The sequence below is a fragment of the Gordonia sp. CPCC 205333 genome (assembly GCF_048537885.1).
Lineage (GTDB): Bacteria > Actinomycetota > Actinomycetes > Mycobacteriales > Mycobacteriaceae > Gordonia.
Genome location: NZ_JBCLVI010000001.1, coordinates 687494 through 705767, shown reverse-complemented (window position 1 = coordinate 705767; position 18274 = coordinate 687494). Strand labels below are relative to the sequence as shown.

Genomic DNA, 18274 nt, shown 5'->3' with positions numbered 1-18274 from the left:
GACAGCCCGTGGGCAACAGTCGAGATCCATTCGCCGATGACGATCGCGCCGCATTGCGCGAACTCGCCAGAAAATTCACCGAGAAGGAGATTCAGCCGCATATCGACCAATGGGAAGCCGATGGGGCCATTCCATTGGAAATCCACAAGAAGGCCGCAGATGTAGGCCTATTGGGCCTGGAATTCGACGAGACCATCGGCGGAAGCGGCGGCGACAGCCTCGACTTCTACACCGCGGCCGAGGAAATCGTCCACGCCGGGCGGTCCAGCGGACTGCTGATGGCGCTCTATACCCATCGGGTCGCACTGGTTCCGCTCGTTTCTCATGGGACGCCCAAACAGATCGACAATTTCGTGCGCCCGACGCTCGCCGGCGAGAAGATCGTCGCACTGGGAATTACCGAGCCGGGCGGCGGATCCGATGTCGCGGCACTCAAGACCACCGCACGCCTCGACGGTGATCACTATGTCGTCAATGGGTCCAAGACATTCATCAGTTCCGGCGCGCGCGCTGATCATGTCGTTGCCGCGGTACGAACCGGCGGCCCCGGCTACAAGGGGATCTCACTGTTGGTCCTCGAGTCGGATCAGCCGGGATTCGATGTCATTCGGCGGCTCGACAAAATCGGCTGGGCCTGCTCGGATACCGCGGAACTGGCTTTCACCGACCTCCGAGTTCCTGCCGAAAATCTGATCGGTGAAGAGAATCAGGGCTTCCGGATCATCATGGAATTGTTTCAGCACGAACGGCTGAGCCAGGCCGCGATGGCATACACGATCGCGCAACGCAGCCTCGACCTGGCCGTCGAATGGTGCCGGACTCGAAGCACCTTCGGGCAACCACTGATCAAGCGGCAACTCGTTCAGCACAAACTCACCGAGATGACGCAGGCGGTCGAAGTCGCCCGCGAATATGCGCATTCGGTGATGGTGCAGGTCAACGACGGTGGCAACGTGCCGATAAAGGTGTGCATCGCCAAGCGGCAGGCCACCGAAGCGTGCTCCTTCGTCGTCGACGCCGCACTCCAGCTCCACGGCGGCACCGGCTATATGAACGAATCCGAGATCAGCCGACATTACCGGGACGCCCGCGTGATGTCGATCGCTGGCGGTACTGACGAGATGTTGTCCGAAATCGTAGCGAAAGGCTTGAGTTATGCCTGACCAAGACGCACTTGACCGAATCGACCCGGATGCCGCGACGTTGACACCGAGTCAGGTCAACGAACTGAACGCCAACGGACTCGATGCCCTGCTCGGACTCACGGTGACCGAGGTATCGCCGGATCGAGTCGTCGGAACGCTCACCGTGACGCCGCGTATCTTCCAGGCGTTCGGCCTGGTCCACGGCGGCGTCTACACCTCTGCCATCGAATCAATCGCCAGTACCGCCGCATGGTCGTGGCTGAACCGGCCGGACGGCCCCAAAGGCGGGGTTGTCGGCGTCAACAACAACACGAATTTCATTCGTGCCGTCCGCTCCGGAGAACTGAAGATGGTGGCCGCCCCGCTACACCGCGGACGAACCCAGCAGATCTGGCATGTCGCGGTGACCGACGACGCCGGCAAACTCGCCGCGCACGGTGAAGTGCGACTACAGAACATCGCGGGCAACTGAGCCACGCGAGACCCATCCGACCCGACACAAGGCAGTGACATGACTATTCATACCGACCAATCCGTCGTCGACGTCGACAGCACCCTCGATCCACCCGGCCCCCCGCGGGTGGCGATCATCGGCGCCGGCTACGGCGGCCTCGGCGCGGCCATCGAACTCAGCAGATCCGGGATCGACTCATATGAAGTCTTCGAGAGGAGTTCGGGTCTCGGCGGCGTCTGGCGAGCGAATGTCTACCCGGGGGCCGCGTGTGACATCCCGTCCTCGATCTACTCGTTCTCCCACTCGCTATCGGCCGACTGGACGAGAACCTACGCCGAGCAGCGCGAAATCCTGGACTATCTGCAGCGGACTGCGGACGAATTCGGAGTGACTCCGAAGATCAACTTCAACACCGAGGTCGTCGGGGCGTCATTCGTCGACGGCCGCTGGAACGTCGAAACCGCCGACGGCGCGAATCGGATATTCGATGCGGTGATCACCGCATCGGGTGTTCTATCGAATCCGTATATTCCCGACGCCGATATCGCGGAGTTCACCGGCACCCACTTCCATTCCGCCGAGTGGGACGAGACCGTCGATTTGGTCGGTAAAAGCGTGGTCATCGTGGGTAGCGGCGCGAGTGCCATCCAGATCGTTCCGCGGATCGCCGGTACCGTCGCACATCTGTCGATCGTGCAGAGAACCCCGAAATGGGTCATCAACCGGAAGCATGACACTCCCCGGCATCGACTACCCGCCGCGGTACGGCGAACGAAGTGGTATCTCCGGTTCCAGCACGCGGTGGAATTCCTTCATCACGAACTGAAGGCCCCCCTGATCTATCGTCGGTTCGACGCGGTACGCGGACTGTTCGAGGCGCGCATGCTCAACGACATCCGCCGGGAGATCGCCGATCCCGAACTCCGGGAAAAGGTCACCCCACGATACAAGGCGATGTGCAATCGGATCCTCATCTCGAGCGACTGGTATTCGACGCTGGTCAAGAAGAACGTGTCGGTTCACACCGCATCCGTCAAACGTCTGGTCGGCCGCACGGTCGAGTTGACCGACGGCACCAGCCTCGACGCCGACGTCGTCGTCTGGTGCACGGGTTTTCAGGCCGACCGGTATCTCGCGCCGATCCGGATCCGCGGCATCGACGGGCGGGATCTACACGAGGAATGGGAGTCCTCGGCCGCGACCTCATACCTGGGCGTCGCTCTCACGGGTTACCCCAATCTGTTCACTATCTTCGGTCCGGGGACCGGCGGCACCACAGTCAACTCCGCAGTGTTCCTGTTGGAGCGGCAGGCCGAGTACATCCGGAAGGCACTCAGCTCGATCAAATCCGGGGAATCACTCGACGTGCGTAAAGAGGTACAGGACACCTATAACGACAAATTGGCCAAACGTTTCCAGACCACCGTCTACGCATCGGACTGCTCGGGGTGGTACTCGTCGAAGGACGGTCGGGAATTCGTCGCCTGGCCGGGGTCGCATCTCGCCTATGCCCGCGCGCTCAAAACCTTCGACAAATCGGAGTACAACGCGCTGGCCGCGACGCGATCCGCAGGGGCACTCGCCACTGAGACGGGCACCGCTGGGTCCGCAGGGACCCGTGGTCCACGAGCAGTCGAAACGGATCGGTGACGGTCGGGGTATGACCGGACGACTCGACGCCGGGCATCACTCAACCGACCACCGCCGCGGTGAGCTGGTCGAGGACTTCGGCTACCAGCTCAGCTTGGTTCCGGATCAGACCGTGGTCGGCGGTCAACTCGTAGGTCTCCCATTCGGCGCTCTTCTCCAGCGCGGCGAAAGTTCCCCGGAACGGGCTGCCGGCCCACTGGTTAGCGAACAGGTAGATCTTGCGCGCACCGGAGAAGGTGGAACCGACCCGCGAGGGCTGCATCAGCGACGCGACCGGGTGATCACTCGAGCGGTGATCAGATCCGGGCAACGGCCGGAGGTATCTGCCGTCGGCGGAGATCTGACTGACGAATGTTTCCCGGAGCGCGTCGGTCAGCAATGTCCAGCACGAGTCGCCCTGACCGGGCAGAAAAGCATCGATGAACACCACGCCGGCGAATCGATCAGGAAGTCGTTCATACACTCCGGGCAACGTCATTCCGCCGTAACTGTGGGCCGCGAGAATGAGATCGGCACCCTCGGGAATCGCGTCGACTACCGCAGAAATATGGTCGTCGAGATTAGGGGGAATCTCCCGATCGATATCGAAGTCGGACTCAAGCCCAGGCAAGGTCAGCGTGACCGTGGAATGTCCCCGGTCGGCAAGTTCGCGCTCAAGTTCGGCAAACGTCCAACTGCCCTCGAAGCTGCCCGGAACCAAAACAAATGTCGCCATCGCGCCATCTCCTCATCGCCTGCTTCGTCGGGGTTGATACACGGCCCGGCGAAGAATCGGTTATCGATTTTCGAGAGCCAGTCTAACAGCATTCAGCCATACCGCGACAAGATCGAAAATTACCTGAGCGACATTACCTTGTGATTTACAACATAGCTCCGAAAATAGTTCGAACCAATAGCTGAAGATCTGCATAGATCGACCTCAACAAACAAGAATAGGAGTCAGAAATGACCGACCACTATCAAGCTTTGATCGATTCCGCCAAGTCCAGGCATTCATGCCGACAATTCGCTGCCAAGCCAGTACCCGACGAAATAGTCTCGAAGATTCTTACCTACGCCGCGCTGACGCCATCCTGGTCTAACACTCAACCGTGGCGGGTGGATCTAGTTGTCGGAGACGCGGTGACTCCACTGGCGTCGGCGCTTCACGACACCGCCAGTACGACGATTCCCAATCCCGATTTCGCCTTCCCCGAGAAATTCCCCGGAGAGTACCGCGACCGCCGCCGGGCGTCCGGGCTCGCCCTGTACGGAGCACTGGGGATCGGCAAGGACGACAAGGCCGGGGCCGCCGCTCAGATGCTGCGGAACTTCTCCTTCTTCGGTGCGCCGCAGGCAGCGATTATTTCGACCCCGGCCGACCTAGGAGTGTACGGCGCAATCGACAGCGGCCTGTACATCCAGGCGTTCCTAACCGCGGCGCACAGCCTCGGCGTCTCGGCCGTCCCGCAGGCGTCACTGGCCAGCGTCGCCGACGAACTGCGGCGCCACCTGGACATCCCGCAGGACCGCCGGATCGTGGCGGGGATTTCCTTCGGCTGGGAGGACACGACCAGTCCGGCCAATCAGTTCCGGACCGAACGCGCCCCGGTCGAGGACTCGGTGGTCCGGCACGGCCGAGTCGCCCCGGCATCGACCGATCAGGAGAACCAATGATCGACTACAACACCATGCAGGACGGCGAGTTGCTGATTTCCCGACTCGTTGATTTCGCTCGCACCGCGCATCCACATTCGACCGTGTCGACATGGACCGGCGAGGGGGTGCGCGAGATCGACTTCCCGACTCTGTCGGCGGACGCTTCCCGGCTCGCCAACGCGCTCGCGGGTCTGGGTGTCGGCGTGCACGGTTGCGTTGGCACATTCATGTGGAATAACGCCGAACATGCCGTCGTCTACGGTGCCGTACCCAGCATGGGCGCGGTACTCCACACCATCAATCTGCGCCTATCCGCCGATCAGGCGGTGTATTCGATAAACAGCGCACAGGACATCGTGTTGATTATCGACGCATCTCTGGGCCCACTGGTCTCGTCCTACCTGCCCCGGACCCCGACCATCGAACATGTGGTGGTCGCGAACGGCCCGGTCGACAGCGTGCAGGTACCGGCCGGGGTCACCGTCCATTCATTCGCCGACCTGCTCACCGGCCAGCCGGATACCTACCGCTGGCCCGCGATCGACGAGCGCAGTCCGGCCGTGGTCTGCTATACATCGGGCACCACCGGTGACCCGAAAGGTGTGGTGTATTCGCATCGATCGATCTGGTTACATTCAATGGCCATCTGCCAGCCGAATGCGATGAACCTGTCGGATCGGGATTCGGCGTTGGCCATCGTCCCGATGTTTCATGTGATGTCCTGGGGACTTCCCTACGCCGCGATGATCTCGGGGATGTCCCTGGTTATGCCCGACCGGTTTCTGCAGCCCGAGCCGTTGTTGCGATTGATGGCTAAGACCCGGCCGACTTTCGCCGCGGCGGTGCCGACGATCTGGCAAGCGGTGATGGTGCAGCTCGAATCGGCGCCGCAAGATATTTCCCATCTCCGCGAGGTTCTCGTCGGCGGTGCCACCGTGTCACCGAATATCATCCGCAAATTCGATGAGGACTTTGGTGTGGCAATCGTGCACGCCTGGGGAATGACGGAAACCTCCCCGATGGGTGCCGTCGCCCGGGCTCCGCGGAATGTCACCGATCCCGACGAGATCTTCGCCTATCGATGCACTCAGGGAAAATTCTCGGCGTTGGTCGAAGCCCGGCTGACCCGAGAAGACGGGGCCATCGTTCCTCATGACGGCGTCTCGGCCGGTGAGCTGGAGGTACGCGGCCCCTGGGTGGCGGGAAGCTACTTCAGCCGCGATGACGGCGCGAATATCAACGACGGGAAATTCCGGGATGGCTGGCTCCGGACCGGCGATGTCGGCACGATCAGCGGGGATGGATACCTCACCATTGTCGATCGCACCAAAGATCTGATCAAAACCGGCGGCGAATGGATCTCCTCGGTTGACCTCGAGAATAAGATCATGTCACATCACGGAATTCGTGAAGCAGCTGTTATCGGCGTACCCGACGAACAGTGGGATGAGCGGCCATTCGTGCTTTTTGTGGCCCGGGACACCGGGACCGATGCACAAGCGTTGCGCCGCCATTTAGTCGATCTCGTACCGAAATGGCAACTACCCGAGAAGTGGGCAGTCGCCGATGAGATTCCCAAGACGAGTGTCGGGAAATTCGACAAGAAGCTCATCCGGGAATCCTACCGAAGTAGCGAATACGCGGTAATCGACGTTCGCGGCTAGATCCGGTCCGGCTTTCCCTCGAAATACTCCCCGGCCGACCTCCGGCCCGCGCCAATCCGACGAAATATCAAGAATCGTCGCGGTTTAAACGGTGTCCCGAACGCTATTTTGGGCCCATCGTTGAGGGTAATAATATCGCCCTCACTTTGAACGCGATTAATTCGTTCCCAATTCACATCGACGAACGGAGTCTGTCTTGTCTTACGCCGACGGCACCCCGCACGTTCCGATCCGCGAATACCGCGACTCGACCCGAAGGTGGTGCAGATGACTGAGATTCGTGAACTCGTCACCCCGGAGGAGATCCGTTCGGCATTCGGCGTCTTTAGGCGGTCGCTGCTCGGCGTCGACTTGCGAGCCATCGATCCGGCCGCCTCCGCCGAGCCGGGCAGGTATATCGGGGCGCTCGACGACACCGGCATCGTCGGCGGCACCTATTCCGCCAGTGGAACGCTGGTGGTACCGGGCGGCGCCCAGGTGCCGCATGCGGCGGTCACCGCGGTCGGCGTACTGCCGTCGCACCGGCGACGGGGTATCGCGCGGGCCATGCTGACCAGCCAGCTGTCCGGGTTGGCCCGGCGCGGCGACGTGGTGGCCACTCTCCGCGCGTCGGAGGCCCTGATCTACGGCCGATTCGGCTACGGCATCGCCAATTCGGTGCGATCGGCGACGATCGATCGGACTCGCGGAAAGCTGCGATCCGGGCTGCCCGCCGGTGGTGAGATCCGGATCGCCGATACCGCCTGGTCCGAACTCCTCGACCCCATCCACCGGCGGGCGACGTGGACCGGTGCCATCACCCGGCATCCGGGCTGGTGGGTCTCACGCGCTCCCAGTGACAGCGGCCCGTTGCGCTATACCGCGGTACACCGCACCGAAGGAGTGGACGACGGTTATGTGCACTACCGGCCGGTCGATCCATCGACCTGGTTCGCCAGTCGCGCACGGACCATCGTGATCACCGACTTCGTGGCACTCACCGATGCGGCGCGGGCCGGATTGTGGCGACATCTATTCGATCTGGACCTGGTGAACACCATCGAGGTCGAGACGCTGCCGCTCGATGATCCCCTGCCGTTATTCGTCGAAGACGAACGTGCGGTGACGCTCGGCCCGGCCCGGGACGAGACCTGGTTGCGCTTGATCGACGTACCCGCCGCCCTGTCGGCCCGCACCTTCGCGGCGACGGCACCGGCGACGATCGCCGTCATCGATGAGGAGCTGCCGGCCAACGGCGGCACCTACCGCATCAGCGGTGACGGTGTCGCGCCGACCGATTCCGTGCCAGACGTCACGGTCCCGGTCGCCGAGCTGGCGACGACCTATCTCGGCGGCACCCGCTGGTGGCAACTCGCCGCCGCCGGGCGTCTGGAAGTCCGCGACCCGGCCGCGCTCGCGCGCCTCGACGCGCTCTTTGCAACCGACCGCCTGCCCTATTCAGGCACCTTTTTCTGACCTTCTACCCCACGATTCGTGAAGGGAACCAACCTATGACGATCGCCCCCGACGCCGCAGTCGCAACCGGACTCCGGGTGTCGACCACCACCGAGGCCGCCTTAGAAGAGCGTTTCGCCCCCATATTCGCCAGGATCGCCCGCGACAATGTCGAGCGCGAACGCACGCGCGCCTTTCCCTATGACGAGGTGACCGACCTGAAGGACGCGGGATTCGGCAGATTGCGGATCCCGGAGAACCACGGTGGTCTCGGCGCCTCGCTCGAACAGACCTTCGTGTTGCTGGCCCGCCTCGCGGAGGCAGATCCCAATGTCGCGCATGTGTTCCGAAATCATCTGGCATTCGTCGAAGATCGACTGAACGCCCCCGCGTCACAGTCGGTTCGGTGGCTAGAACGCTTCCGCGACGGGGACTTCGTCGGCGGCGGCTGGACCGAAGCCGGCAACGGCACCCTGGCGAATATCGCGACCAGAGTGGAGCGGGACGGCAACCGGCACCGGGTGACCGGCGCCAAGTTCTACGCGACCGGGAGTCTCTACGCGGATTGGCTCGATGTCCTCGGAAAGACCGACGACGGCGCCTACCTCACTCTGCTCGTGCGCCGGGACGACGCCGGTGTGACACTCACCGACGACTGGGACGGCTTCGGTCAGCAGACAACTGCTAGTGGTAGCGCGACATATGAAGGAGCACAAGCTGATTCATCCGATGTCTTCGATATCGGTGAACGGTTCGTTTACCAGGGTCCGTTCTATCAGGTGGCGATCCTGTCGGTCCTCACCGGAATCATCCGCGCGGCACTGCGCGACGGTGTGGCCGCCCTTCGCGAGCGCGGCCGCAACTATCCGCAGGGACTCGATCCGGTACCCGCACGCGATCCCCAATTGCTGCAGGTGATCGGCGAGGTCTCCCAAGCGGGTTTTGCCGCGGAAGCCGCGCTGCGACACGTCGCACGATCCCTTGACCGACTGGCCGCCGCGATCGCGGATAGGGGCCGGGACGCGGTCGACGACATCATCACCGAGGCGCAGGTGGCGACGGATCAGGCGCAAGCCGTCGTCGTGCGCAACGCGCTGGAAGCCACCACCCATATCTTCGACGCCCTCGGTTCGTCGGGAGTGTCGAAGACCCGACTGCTCGATCGTCACTGGCGCAACGCACGGACCCTCTCCTCACACAATCCGGTGGTCTACAAGTCGAGGATCATCGGCGACTGGCTGGTGAACGGAACCGATCCGGTTCCGCGTCTTACCTCCTCCGGTCGCGGCGGACAGGGGAACTGACCCATGGCTTCCTATCTGGCGCTGGCGCTCACGGGATCCCAGGTCGTCGAATTGGCCGCCGACCGCGACCTGATCGATCACTGGGATCAGATCGACCTCGCCTTCACCGTGCTGGGCGTGGACCGCATCGAATCGGGACCGGCCGGCCGGCCGACGATTGAGCCGAGCGTCGCCGCGGCCTTCTTCGCCGCTCACACCACTCGTGCCCGAACGTTGTTCGCCGCGAGGGCTGGTCGCGATCACCCCTACAACCTCGCCCGGCGCGCGGCGTCAGCGGGTTTGCTGTCCGACGGTCGCACCGGTCTGATCTTCCGCGGCGGCACTTATCTACCGCCGGTCGGCTCATGGCCCGTACATGGTCCGACCAACCGCCTGCGGGGTGACGCTATCCACGCCGTACGCGCACTCGAGGCGAGCTGGCCGTTCGACGCGGTGATCGGCGACCGGGACACCGGGATCTTCGTGCTATCCGACCGGATCCGCCGGGTGGATCTGGTCGGTTCGTATGCGATCACCGGACCACTCACCGTGCCCGAACCGCGGACCGGACCGTCGATCCTCGCTTGGTATGACACCCACGGCACAGGCGAGAAACCCGCTCCCGACATCGACCTCGTGATCGGGGGTCCGCACGGACTGCCGATCGTCCGCGCCGCCGATTATCCGGGTTCCGGTCCCGGTGTCGTCGTGGCCGATCGGCAGCTGCCGGTCCGGGTGCTACTCGAACAGGTGTCGCCACTGGCCGGGCTCGTGGCATCAGCGGAACCTCCGATCGATCTGCGCGGCGCTCTCGGGCTGGCCCCGCATGCCTCACCGCCGCTCGGGACCCCGGCATTCGACGCCCCCCGACCAGATCTGGCCCGCGCGTCCGAGCAGGCGGTGCGCTGATGCCGTCCCGTTCCGGGCAGGTGTCCCTGGGGGTGAATGCCCTTGTCACCGGTTACCTTCCCGCCTCCTGGCAGGCCGATGGACTCACCGCGACCTCCTTCGTCGACCCCGAGTATTGGACCAGAATCGGCCGGATCGCCGAGCGCGGAACACTCGATGCCGTGTTCCTGGCGGACGGTCCCGCGCTGACCGACCCCGCATACGACGCGAATCCGGCACATCTTGAACCAACGATCACCTGGGCGCATGTCGCTGCTGCCACCGAGCGCATCGGGTTGGTGGCCACGGCGTCGACGACCTATAACGACCCGGTCGAGCTGGCCGAACGTCTACTTTCCCTCGACATTCTCTCCGGTGGACGTGCGGCATGGAATATTGTCACCACCGTCGCGGCGGCTCCCGCGCGCAATTTCGGGCTGCCGGAAGTGCCGCACCGCGACGACCGTTACGCACGCGCCGCCGAATTCGTCGACCTGGTACGCGCGCTCTGGGCATCAGCCGCGACCGGACAGCGGGTCGCATATGAGAGCGAACGTTTCGTCGTCGCCGAAGGACTCTCGACGCCGCCCTCGCCACAGGGCGGACCGGTGTTGTTCCAGGCCGGCGGCTCGCCGCAGGGGCGCCGGCTCGCGGCTCGTCTGGCCGACGGCGTCTTCACCGCCGAACTCACCAAAGACAAGGCGATTGAGCATTACGACCTGGTGAAACGTCTCGCCGAACAGCAGGGCCGGCGCGCCGGCGATATCCGCATCCTGCCCGGACTGCTGCTATCACTCGGCAGTACCGAGGAGGAAGCGCGGCGCCGAAACGATGAACTCCACGATGCCGGTCCGCCGTCATACTCCCTGGGATGGCTCTCCCATGCCATCGGCTACGACGCCACCACCCTGGACCTGGACGCACCATTTCCCGATGAGGTACTGGAACCGCCGAAGGATCCGGGACGGCATCCGGGCAGCCTGGGATTCCGCGAATCGGTGATCGCGCGGATCCGACTGACAAATCCGACGGTGCGCGAGTACCTGCACGAAACCCGGTACACCGGGTCCGGCCATCGCGGATTCACCGGCACCCCCGAACAACTCGCGGATTTCATCGAGGACTGGTTTCACTCCGGAGCCGCCGACGGATTCAACCTGCAACCCGATGTTCTGGCGGAGGGACTTGAGGTCATCGTTGACGAACTCGTACCCATCCTCCGCCGCCGGGGACTATTCCGACATGACTACGCAGAAACCACGCTGCGCGGAAATCTGTTGGGCACCAACACATATGACGAAACTCTTCAGACAACCACTTCCCCTTGAAGGATCGACATGACATCCACAATCACCCCGCCGGACGCCGACGTCGCGGACCCGACGCCGTCCCGAGAGCTTCACCGCGACGGCCTCGGTCCGTGGGAGGTATTCGCCCAGGGCCTCGCCGCTGCGGCACCGAGCGTAGCCATCGCGGGTGTGCCCATCTCGCTCTACACGGCCACCGGGAAGGGTGCGGTGTGGGCCGGCATCATCGGCCTGGTAATTGTCGTCCTGATCGCGATCACCATCAGCTACCAAGCCAAACGCACGGTCACGTCGGGGTCCCTCGGAACCTACACCGGCAATGGACTCGGGCCCGGCGCAGCATTCGCCGCCGGACTGTCACTGTTGATCGGCTACATCGGCTTCGCCACGGTCGGCGCACTCGGCGGCGTGCTGTACTTCGAGTCCTTCCTCTCCTCGATCGGCATCCACGCCGAGTCCACCGCGTTCAAGCTGGTGATCGCTGTGATCGTCGTGCTGGTGGCGTCCTACCTCCCGTTTCGGGGTGCGTCGCTAGCGGCGAAATATGAACTCGCGTTTGAGATAGCCGCGATCGCTTGCATCGCGGTGATAATCGGCGCGTCCTACACCACCTACGGCCTGCACTTCGACGCTGAGCAGTTCAGTCTCTCCCACCTCGGTCAAAACTCCACCTTCGTAGCAGCGGTGACCGCGGTGGGAGCATATGCCGGATTCGAGAGTGTCGCCTCACTGGGCGGCGAGGCGAGGGACGCGCACCGCAGCATCTCGCGATCGCTGCTGCGAGTGGTGCTGGTGATCGGTGTGCTCTACCTGATCGCGACATATCCCCAGGTGCTGAATATCGGGGGCGTGGACCCCGACGAAGCCGTCTTGCCGCAGCTCGCCGACCGTACCGACGTCGTATGGATCAACCCGATCGTGAGCCTCACACTAACTGTCGCGTTCCTGGTGTTCGTGACGGCGGTGACCAATTCCGCTGCCCGAACACTGCTGACCCTGTCGCGGGAAGGCGCACTGCCGAAGGTGCTCGCAAAGGTCCACCCGGTACATCGCACACCGTGGGTGGGAATCGCGTTCGTCGGTGTTCTGGCCCTGGCCTTCGCGGTGGCGGCGACACTGAGCACGACCGGGCGTCTCCTGTTCGACGTCTACGGCATCTACGTCGCCAACTGGGGCTTCTTGGTGAGTTATTTGCTGGTCGTGGCGGCCACCCCGATCTGGCTGTACCGGATCAAGGCGCTGACCGTCGGGCGTGCGATCGTCTCGGGGACCGCCTTCGTCGCGGTGGGCTATGTGATCGTCGGCAACATCTATCCCAGCCCTAAATGGCCGTACAACATTCTGCCGTTCGTATTCCTCGGTCTTCTCGCCGCGGGACTCCTCTGGTACCTGTTTCTGCGCCTGCGCCGCCCCGAGGTCGCCCGGCGAATCGGCACCATCCAAACGCTTTCACCGCAGGAACAGGAGCGTCTGGCCGAGTTGGGCATAGCGGCCGGCGCGAGCGCGGCACACCGCTCGTAACGCAGTGCAGCTACCGATCCCAGCCGGTATCAACCGGCGTCTGACCCCGACAACAGATCCCGACCGATCCCGAAAGGCACCGCAGATGATTCGACGACGACACCGGCTGACCAGCGGACTATTCGCACTGCTCGTCGGCATCACCGCATGTGGCGGTGGTGGTTCGGTCGGCGGCTCGGATGGTGAACCCCAGCGGGGCGGCTCTTTCATCAGCGGGCTCTATCTCGAACCGCTCGCTCTTGACCCGCACCGGCAGGGATTCTGGGAAACCTACCGCGTAAGCCGCAATATCTTCGACGGACTGACCTCGGAAGATCTTTCAGATCCGAAAGGACCGGTCAAGATCGTGCCGGCGCTCGCGACATCGTGGAACGCCAGTCCCGACGCCAAGAACTGGACCTTTCACCTCCGCAAGGGCGTCACATTCCACGACGGTTCCCCATTCAACGCCGAGGCGCTGGATAAGAATGTTCGTCGCGTCGCCGACCCCTCCTATCGGTTCTTCGACACCCAGAGCCGGTCCAGACTCGCCGCGTGGTTCAACCATTTCACCGGCGGGAAGATCATCGACGAGTTCACCTACACATTCTCCTTCAGCAAACCGGAACTCGGTTTCCCTCGCGGCCTCGCCCAGTCGATGGGCACACTGGCCATCGGCAATCCCGCGGTGTGGGAGAAGTACGGTAACGACGGTTTCGCCGAGCACCCCGAAGGAACCGGGCCATACACTTTCGTCTCCCGCAAAATCGGCGATCGAATCACGTTGCGGCGCAACCCGAAGTACTGGGGCGGCCGCCCCAACCTAGATGAGCTCATCTTCCGCGTCATCCCCAATAACCAGACTCGGCTCGCCGCTCTGCTGAGCGGTGAGGTCGATCAAATCAGCTACGTACAGCCCGACGACATCGAGACGCTGACCAAGCAGGGCTTCCAGGTACCGGATGGCACTGGCGCGTCATATATCTACTTCAGCTACAACTTCACCAATCCCGCCCTGCGGGATGAGCGGGTCCGAAAGGCGCTCATCTACGGCCTCGACCGGCAGAAACTGATCAATGAGGTCTACGACGGCTACGGCGTCCCCGACTATTCGACATTTCACCCGGGAAATGAGGCTTACCAGCCCGGCGTCAAGGATTTTGCCTTCGATACCGCCAAAGCCACCGGACTTCTTGCTCAATCGGGATACGGCGCGGGTAAACCCCTCCGGCTCAATCTCGTCGTCGACGTCGCCAACACCAACCTGGCCCAGTGGCTGCAGAACCAGTACAAGAAGATCGGCGTCGATTTCACGATCGTCTCACTCGATCGGCCGAGTTATGTGGCGCGTATCGGTTCACCACAGCCCGACGACGGATTCGACATCTCCGAATACGGCGGCTCATACGCCGAATGGCTCGACTATGTGGTCAACAGCGGCATCAACGGCCGCAAGGGCGGCGCCGACGTCGTCAAGACCTATCCGGATCTCAGCGGCGCTATCGACAAAGCTGACAACACCACCGACCCCGGGACCAGGATTGCGCGCTGGCGCGATGCCGACGCGATTCTGCGGCAAAAAGCATTGACCATTCCGGTATTCACCTACACCAAGTACTACGCGTACAGTCCTCGAGTCCACGGCTTCGTCTGGCCGGCCACCAACGGCTACGACCTCACCAAGGTCTGGCTGTCGGACTGACCGATGGCGACGCTCAAACATATCGGCTGGCGGGTCCTCAACATGTTTCCGCTTGTCTTCATCGTGTCGGTCCTGACATTCCTGCTCGGCCACCTGACCCCCGGTGATCCGATCACCGCTCAGTTCAAGCGCGTCATGACTCCCGAGCAGATCGAGGGTGTCAAACATTCTTACGGACTCGACCTGCCGCTGTGGCGGCAGTACCTCAACTGGGTCGGTGACTTGTTCACCGACGGCGGTGGCATCTCGATCAGCCAGAACCAGAAGGTCTTCGACATCCTCTGGCCGAATTTCGTCAACACGCTGATACTCACGGTCGCCGGAATCACGATCTGTGTCGTCGTCGGGGTTGGCATCGGAATCATCGCCGGGATCAACCACGGAAATATCGTCGACCGCCTGTCCATGCTGGTGGTGCAGGTGGGCAGCAACCTGTCGATCTACTGGCTCGGTCTGGTCCTCGTTTGGGTCTTCGCGCTGACCCTACGGTGGCTACCGGTCAGCGGGATGGAATCACGTAACGGCGGCGGTCCCGGCGACCTTCTCCAGCATCTCATCCTGCCCGGCCTGGCCGCGGCACTGATCTCCATGCTGGTACTCGCGCGATTCGTACGGATCGGCATTATCAACGAATCACATGCCGATTATGTGCGGACTCTCGAATCACAGGGAATGCCGAAACATCGCATCCTCGGCAAACATATTGGCCGCAATATTCTGCCGACCATCGTCAATATCATCGGGCTGGAGATCGGCACTCTGCTCACCGGAGTGATTTTCGTCGAGTCCGTATTCAACTGGCCGGGCATCGGAACACAGCTGCTCAACGCCGTCTATGGCAAGGATTATGTCCTTATCCAGGGTGGCGTCGTCCTCGTCGCCCTGTGTTATCTGGTTGTCAACCTGACGACCGATGTACTGGTCGACCTGCTGAATCCCCGACTGCGGAGGACCTGACATGGCCATCCTGACGAGCAGCAGGGGCGACGAACTCCATCGGCTTCGCGGGTCGCGCCAGCGGCGGGGCCGCACCAACGGTCGAGTACAGATATTCATTGGCTTCGCACTGCTGGCAGTCCTTGCGCTGGTATGCGTGCTGGCCCCGTGGATCGCCCCCTACGACCCCATCAGCGGTGACGCCGCCCAGAAATATCTGTCCCCTGGCTCCCCCGGTCACCTTCTCGGCACCGACGATCAGGGCCGCGACACCCTGAGCCGACTGCTCTACGGCGGTCGTACCTCGCTCATCGTCGCCGTACTCGCGTCCACCGCGGCCACCGTTATCGGTAGCACCACCGCGCTGATCGCAGGATTCTCCGGCGACAAGGTGGCCGGATTGATCATGCGCACGATCGACATAATGTTCGCTTTTCCGGTCATCATCATCGCGGTCGCCCTGGCACTCGTCTTCGACCCCGGCATCACGGTCTTGGTGCTCGCCATTGTATTCGCGGCGGTGCCCTATGTGGCTCGGGTGATCTTCGCCGAGGTCAAACAACAGCGGGGTCACGAGTATGTCGAATCCGCGGTCTCACTCGGCGCCGGATTCTGGTCGATTCTCACGCGTGAGGTTCTTCCCAACGTCATCGGGCAGATCGTTGTATACGGCACAAGTCTGGTCGGTGCCATGGTCGTGTTCTCCTCCAGTCTCAGCGCACTGGGCATCGGGGTTCAACCGCCCGACGCCGACTGGGGCCGCATGATCGCCGACGGTGCCAAGGTGATTATCTCGGGCAACTTCTGGCTGGCGCTGCTACCGGGATTGGCGATCCTCGTCGTCGCTCTCACCTTCAACTGGCTTGGCGACGGGCTGCGCGACGCCGCCGACCCGCACCGGCGGAGGCATAACTCATGACCGAGCAGCTAGCTACCATCGCACCCGCCGCCGCGAATTCCGCGGCACCGCTGCTCGCGGTCGACGACCTGGTGGTCGAGTTCGGCTCGCGTGAGCCACACCGCGCCGTCGACGGTGTCACATTCGAGATCGCACGAGGTGAGACCTTCGCGGTCGTCGGTGAATCGGGGTCCGGAAAGAGCATCACAGCCGCCGCGATCCTCGGCCTGCTACCCGACTCGGCCCGGATAGCCAACGGGAGCGTCGCTCTGGACGGCCGCGACCTGTTACCGCTGCGCGGCGCCGACGCGCGCAGCTATCGCGGTTCGCAGATCGGGATGATCTTCCAGAATCCACTCGCGTCGCTGGACCCATCTTTCAAGATCGGGTCCCAACTCCGCGAGATCATCGGATTGCACCGGCCCGCCACGAGACGGCGTCATCAGCAGCAGATCGCACAGACCTGGCTCCAGAACGTCGGGATCACCGACACCGAACGCGTACTGGGTGCTTATCCACACGAGCTGAGTGGCGGGATGCGCCAGCGGGTGATGATCGCAATCGCAAGCCTTTCACAACCCACCTTGCTGATCGCCGACGAGCCGACCACTGCTCTCGACGCGGTTACGCAAAAGCAGATCCTCGACCTGCTCAAGAGCGTGATCGATGAGAACGGCAGCTCTTTACTACTGATCACCCATGATTTCGGAGTCGTGTCATACCTCGCCGACCGGGTAGCCGTAATGCGCACCGGTCGCATCGTCGAGACAAGTACTCGGTCAGAGGTGCTCAGCCGGCCCTCGCACGACTACACCCGCGCGCTCATCGCCGCGGTGCCCGAACTCGGGTCACGCGCGAAACTCTCCGCCGGACATCGGCGGCACCGCCTCGGGTCCGTCGACCAGCGACCCGGTGAACCGGCCGGACCGAATCGGAATACATCCGCCGAAGCCACCTCGATCGAGGTGATGGTCGAGGTGTCACGGGTCACCAAGGAGTATGTCGTCGGCGGACTGGGTACCGGCCAGCCCCGGACACATATCACCGCCGTCGACGACGTCTCATTGCGCATCGATGTCGGGCAGAGTTTCGGTCTGATCGGTGAATCCGGTTCCGGGAAGTCGACGCTCGCCCGCCTCATCGGAGGTTTGCAGCCGGTCACCGCGGGGCACGTGGTGGTGGCCGGTAACGACATCGGTGCGCTGCCCCCGCGCCGTGTCAAAGAATTGCGCCCGCGTTTCCAGTTCGTGTTCCAGGACGCCACCAGCTCACTCAACCCACGAATCCCGGTCGGCGAGCAGATCAGCAGACCTTTGCGGCGGTTCGGTAGGGCAACGTCGAGGAAGTCCGCCGCCGCTCAGGTCAAGACCGTATTCGACTTGGTTTCCCTACCCGATTCATATGTCAACCGCTACCCCCATGAGTTATCCGGTGGTCAGCGTCAACGCATCGGTATCGCCCGGGCGATCGCCCTGCGGCCCGACCTGCTCATCCTCGACGAGCCGACATCGGCCCTCGACGTCTCCACCCAGGCGCAGATCCTCAATCTCCTACTCGACCTCAAGGACGAACTCGGACTCACCTACGTCTTCATCGGGCATAACCTCGCGATCATCGAATACTTCTGTGATCGGATCGGCGTACTTCAGGCCGGTCGTCTGATCGAGACATTCGGTGTTGATCAGCTCTTCGCCGCGGACCGCCACGCGATCACGCGCGGATTGCTCGACGCCGTCCTACCCCTGGACGCGCACGCAGGCTGACATCTGCCCGGC

The 18274-nt window shown here is 62.9% G+C and carries 15 protein-coding genes; 14 read left to right on the top strand and 1 reads right to left on the bottom strand.

Going from position 1 to position 18274, the window contains the following annotated elements:
- Positions 1-8 precede the first annotated feature (8 nt).
- Genes AAFP29_RS03385 through AAFP29_RS03375 form a run of 3 tightly spaced genes read left to right on the top strand, consistent with a single transcriptional unit; the run spans position 9 to position 3249 of the window.
- Positions 9-1163 (top strand): acyl-CoA dehydrogenase family protein, encoded by a 1155-nt coding sequence (locus tag AAFP29_RS03385; protein ID WP_419215892.1) that lies wholly within the window; start codon positions 9-11, stop codon positions 1161-1163.
- On the top strand, positions 1156-1617 hold the full coding sequence (locus AAFP29_RS03380) for a PaaI family thioesterase (protein ID WP_419215891.1): 462 nt from the start codon (positions 1156-1158) through the stop codon (positions 1615-1617). Before AAFP29_RS03385 ends, AAFP29_RS03380 begins: the two co-directional genes overlap by 8 nt.
- A gap of 39 nt (positions 1618-1656) precedes the next feature.
- On the top strand, positions 1657-3249 hold the full coding sequence (locus tag AAFP29_RS03375; protein ID WP_419215890.1) for a flavin-containing monooxygenase: 1593 nt from the start codon (positions 1657-1659) through the stop codon (positions 3247-3249).
- 40 nt (positions 3250-3289) lie between these two features.
- Here the strand turns inward: AAFP29_RS03375 and AAFP29_RS03370 are convergent, their stop codons facing one another.
- Positions 3290-3964 carry an alpha/beta hydrolase gene (locus AAFP29_RS03370; RefSeq protein ID WP_419215889.1) on the bottom strand — a complete coding sequence of 225 codons (675 nt, stop codon included), beginning with the start codon at positions 3962-3964 and terminating at the stop codon, positions 3290-3292.
- A gap of 230 nt (positions 3965-4194) precedes the next feature.
- Between AAFP29_RS03370 and AAFP29_RS03365 the strand changes: the two genes are divergently transcribed.
- From AAFP29_RS03365 to AAFP29_RS03315, 11 genes are all read left to right on the top strand, one after another.
- Positions 4195-4905 (top strand): nitroreductase, encoded by a 711-nt coding sequence (locus AAFP29_RS03365; RefSeq protein ID WP_419215888.1) that lies wholly within the window; start codon positions 4195-4197, stop codon positions 4903-4905.
- The gene (locus tag AAFP29_RS03360) at positions 4902-6551 is read left to right on the top strand and encodes a long-chain fatty acid--CoA ligase (RefSeq protein WP_419215887.1); all 1650 of its coding nucleotides are present in this window, start codon (positions 4902-4904) and stop codon (positions 6549-6551) included. Before AAFP29_RS03365 ends, AAFP29_RS03360 begins: the two co-directional genes overlap by 4 nt.
- A gap of 267 nt (positions 6552-6818) precedes the next feature.
- Positions 6819-8006, top strand: a complete 1188-nt coding sequence (locus tag AAFP29_RS03355; RefSeq protein ID WP_419215886.1) for a GNAT family N-acetyltransferase — start codon at positions 6819-6821, stop codon at positions 8004-8006.
- 35 nt (positions 8007-8041) lie between these two features.
- Positions 8042-9289, top strand: coding sequence for an acyl-CoA dehydrogenase family protein (locus tag AAFP29_RS03350; RefSeq protein WP_419215885.1), 1248 nt, complete (start codon positions 8042-8044; stop codon positions 9287-9289).
- A 3-nt stretch (positions 9290-9292) separates the two neighbouring features.
- The gene (locus AAFP29_RS03345; protein WP_419215884.1) at positions 9293-10177 is read left to right on the top strand and encodes a N5,N10-methylene tetrahydromethanopterin reductase; all 885 of its coding nucleotides are present in this window, start codon (positions 9293-9295) and stop codon (positions 10175-10177) included.
- Entirely contained in the window at positions 10177-11484 is a 1308-nt protein-coding gene (locus AAFP29_RS03340; protein ID WP_419215883.1) for an LLM class flavin-dependent oxidoreductase, read from the top strand. The genes AAFP29_RS03345 and AAFP29_RS03340 overlap by 1 nt, the downstream gene beginning before the upstream one ends.
- A 9-nt stretch (positions 11485-11493) precedes the next feature.
- Positions 11494-12984, top strand: a complete 1491-nt coding sequence (locus AAFP29_RS03335; protein WP_419215882.1) for an APC family permease — start codon at positions 11494-11496, stop codon at positions 12982-12984.
- Positions 12985-13069: 85 nt separating this feature from the next.
- On the top strand, positions 13070-14665 hold the full coding sequence (locus AAFP29_RS03330) for an ABC transporter substrate-binding protein (protein WP_419215881.1): 1596 nt from the start codon (positions 13070-13072) through the stop codon (positions 14663-14665).
- 3 nt (positions 14666-14668) lie between these two features.
- Complete coding sequence (locus tag AAFP29_RS03325; protein WP_419215880.1) at positions 14669-15622, top strand: ABC transporter permease; 954 nt, start codon at positions 14669-14671, stop codon at positions 15620-15622.
- Between the two features lies 1 nt (position 15623).
- Positions 15624-16520: an ABC transporter permease gene (locus tag AAFP29_RS03320; protein WP_419215879.1), complete on the top strand. Its 897-nt coding sequence runs from the start codon at positions 15624-15626 to the stop codon at positions 16518-16520.
- Complete coding sequence (locus AAFP29_RS03315; protein ID WP_419215878.1) at positions 16517-18262, top strand: dipeptide ABC transporter ATP-binding protein; 1746 nt, start codon at positions 16517-16519, stop codon at positions 18260-18262. The genes AAFP29_RS03320 and AAFP29_RS03315 overlap by 4 nt, the downstream gene beginning before the upstream one ends.
- The last annotated feature ends 12 nt before the right edge of the window (positions 18263-18274 follow it).

What these genes read in the sequence shown, in the direction of transcription:
- AAFP29_RS03380 (WP_419215891.1), top strand. Translation starts at nt 1,156, where the DNA reads ATGCCTGACCAAGACGCACTTGACCGAATCGACCCGGATGCCGCGACG.
- AAFP29_RS03375 (WP_419215890.1), top strand. Translation starts at nt 1,657, where the DNA reads ATGACTATTCATACCGACCAATCCGTCGTCGACGTCGACAGCACCCTC.
- AAFP29_RS03370 (WP_419215889.1), bottom strand. Translation starts at nt 3,964, where the DNA reads ATGGCGACATTTGTTTTGGTTCCGGGCAGCTTCGAGGGCAGTTGGACG.
- AAFP29_RS03365 (WP_419215888.1), top strand. Translation starts at nt 4,195, where the DNA reads ATGACCGACCACTATCAAGCTTTGATCGATTCCGCCAAGTCCAGGCAT.
- AAFP29_RS03360 (WP_419215887.1), top strand. Translation starts at nt 4,902, where the DNA reads ATGATCGACTACAACACCATGCAGGACGGCGAGTTGCTGATTTCCCGA.
- AAFP29_RS03355 (WP_419215886.1), top strand. Translation starts at nt 6,819, where the DNA reads ATGACTGAGATTCGTGAACTCGTCACCCCGGAGGAGATCCGTTCGGCA.
- AAFP29_RS03350 (WP_419215885.1), top strand. Translation starts at nt 8,042, where the DNA reads ATGACGATCGCCCCCGACGCCGCAGTCGCAACCGGACTCCGGGTGTCG.
- AAFP29_RS03345 (WP_419215884.1), top strand. Translation starts at nt 9,293, where the DNA reads ATGGCTTCCTATCTGGCGCTGGCGCTCACGGGATCCCAGGTCGTCGAA.
- AAFP29_RS03340 (WP_419215883.1), top strand. Translation starts at nt 10,177, where the DNA reads ATGCCGTCCCGTTCCGGGCAGGTGTCCCTGGGGGTGAATGCCCTTGTC.
- AAFP29_RS03335 (WP_419215882.1), top strand. Translation starts at nt 11,494, where the DNA reads ATGACATCCACAATCACCCCGCCGGACGCCGACGTCGCGGACCCGACG.
- AAFP29_RS03330 (WP_419215881.1), top strand. Translation starts at nt 13,070, where the DNA reads ATGATTCGACGACGACACCGGCTGACCAGCGGACTATTCGCACTGCTC.
- AAFP29_RS03325 (WP_419215880.1), top strand. Translation starts at nt 14,669, where the DNA reads ATGGCGACGCTCAAACATATCGGCTGGCGGGTCCTCAACATGTTTCCG.
- AAFP29_RS03320 (WP_419215879.1), top strand. Translation starts at nt 15,624, where the DNA reads ATGGCCATCCTGACGAGCAGCAGGGGCGACGAACTCCATCGGCTTCGC.
- AAFP29_RS03315 (WP_419215878.1), top strand. Translation starts at nt 16,517, where the DNA reads ATGACCGAGCAGCTAGCTACCATCGCACCCGCCGCCGCGAATTCCGCG.